Below are 1,399 nucleotides of genomic sequence, written 5' to 3'. Positions count from 1 at the left end.
GACGTGGCTGACAGAATGAAGCAGCCGGCCGTTCCGACCGGTATCGCTCGCCGGAAGGACATTCACGATGGCGCATGTCAACCTCGGTAAGCAGCACCCGGCCGCCTACAAGAGCGTATTGGCCCTGAACAAGGAGGTCGAGGAGGCCGTCGCGCGAGCCGGACTCGATGCGAAGCTGGCCGAACTGGTGAAGGTCCGGACGTCGCAGCTCAACGGATGCGCGTTCTGCCTGCGCATGCACACACGCGACGCGCTCGACAAGGGCGAGACCACCGATCGTCTTGCGGTCCTTGCCGCATGGTGGGAATCGCAATACTTCACCGAACAGGAGCGGGCCGCGCTCGCGCTCGCCGAAGACGTCACGCGCCCCATGGAGCCCGGTGGTCACGAGTGGGACAACGGATCACTGAGCGACGAACAGGTCTCCGCGATCACGTGGCTAGTGATCGTCATGAACGCGTGGAACCGCATCGCCGTCCGAAGCCACTACCCCGTCACCCCGTGACCTGCGCCGGACGCCACCGTCGATCGGAAGATCTTCCGCGTCAGAAGTCGGTGAGGTCCGGGAAGAACAGCACCTGCCCGACTGTGATCTTGTTCGGATCGGCGATGTGGTTGGCGGACGCGATGATCGGGTACATTTCCGCGTTCCCGTAGTGGTGTTGCGCCAGGACCCGCAGGGTGTCGCCGGCGACGGCGGTGTGCCGGAAATTGAGTCCCGGGCGGATCAGCACGCGTCCGACCTCGACGTGGTCGGGTTCGGCGATGCGGTTCGGGAACGAGATGATCGGATGCAACTGCGCCTCGCCGTACCAGCGACGTGCCAGTTCCGAGAGCGTCTCCCCTGCGACCACGGTGTGGTGCCCGACGTCCCCGAGTTCGGGAATGAGAAGCGATCGACCTACCCTGACAACGTTCGGATCGCCGATGTGGTTGGCCGCTGCGAGTACCGGAAAGAAAGTCCCGTCACCGTAGAAGTGCTGAGCCAGCCCCGACAGTGTTTCGCCGGACGCGACGGTGTGCCGCCGGGTGATATACGGGATGAGCAGTTCCTGACCCACACTGATCGTGTTCGGGTCGGCGATGCCGTTGGGGACAGCGATGACGGGGAAGAGAGTTGCGTCGCCGTAGAACATCTGCGCCAACTTCCACAGGGTGTCGCCTGCGGCAACTTCGTATTTCGTAACCATGGCCGTGCCTCGGGTGGTGTGGACGTCGGCGATTCGGATCGAGCCGCCGAGGACCATGCTGCTCACCATCAGCAGCAGGTACACGCGTAGCGCGCTACCCGAATTCACTACCGAGGAGTCCCTTCGACTACGTCGGCGGCAGCAGTGGTCAGCAGAGAGGAGTGCGGCACCGAAGCCGCACGAGTGCGAGCGCTCATCGCGACGTTCTC

2 protein-coding genes are annotated in these 1,399 nt (G+C 63.9%); one reads left to right on the top strand and one right to left on the bottom strand.

The genetic code is table 11. From position 1 onward, the window contains the following. The first annotated feature begins 67 nt into the window (after positions 1-67). Positions 68-505, top strand: coding sequence for a carboxymuconolactone decarboxylase family protein (locus R1101_RS0123485; RefSeq protein ID WP_016935615.1), 438 nt, complete (start codon positions 68-70; stop codon positions 503-505). A 40-nt stretch (positions 506-545) separates the two neighbouring features. On the opposite strand, the gene R1101_RS0123480 is transcribed toward R1101_RS0123485, so the two are convergent. Beyond that, positions 546-1,298 (bottom strand): LysM peptidoglycan-binding domain-containing protein, encoded by a 753-nt coding sequence (locus tag R1101_RS0123480; RefSeq protein ID WP_232284820.1) that lies wholly within the window; start codon positions 1,296-1,298, stop codon positions 546-548. Positions 1,299-1,399: the final 101 nt, after the last annotated feature.

It is taken from the genome of Rhodococcus sp. R1101 (assembly GCF_000278445.1).
GTDB lineage: Bacteria > Actinomycetota > Actinomycetes > Mycobacteriales > Mycobacteriaceae > Rhodococcus > Rhodococcus gordoniae.
This window is presented reverse-complemented; position numbering and strand designations above follow the sequence as displayed.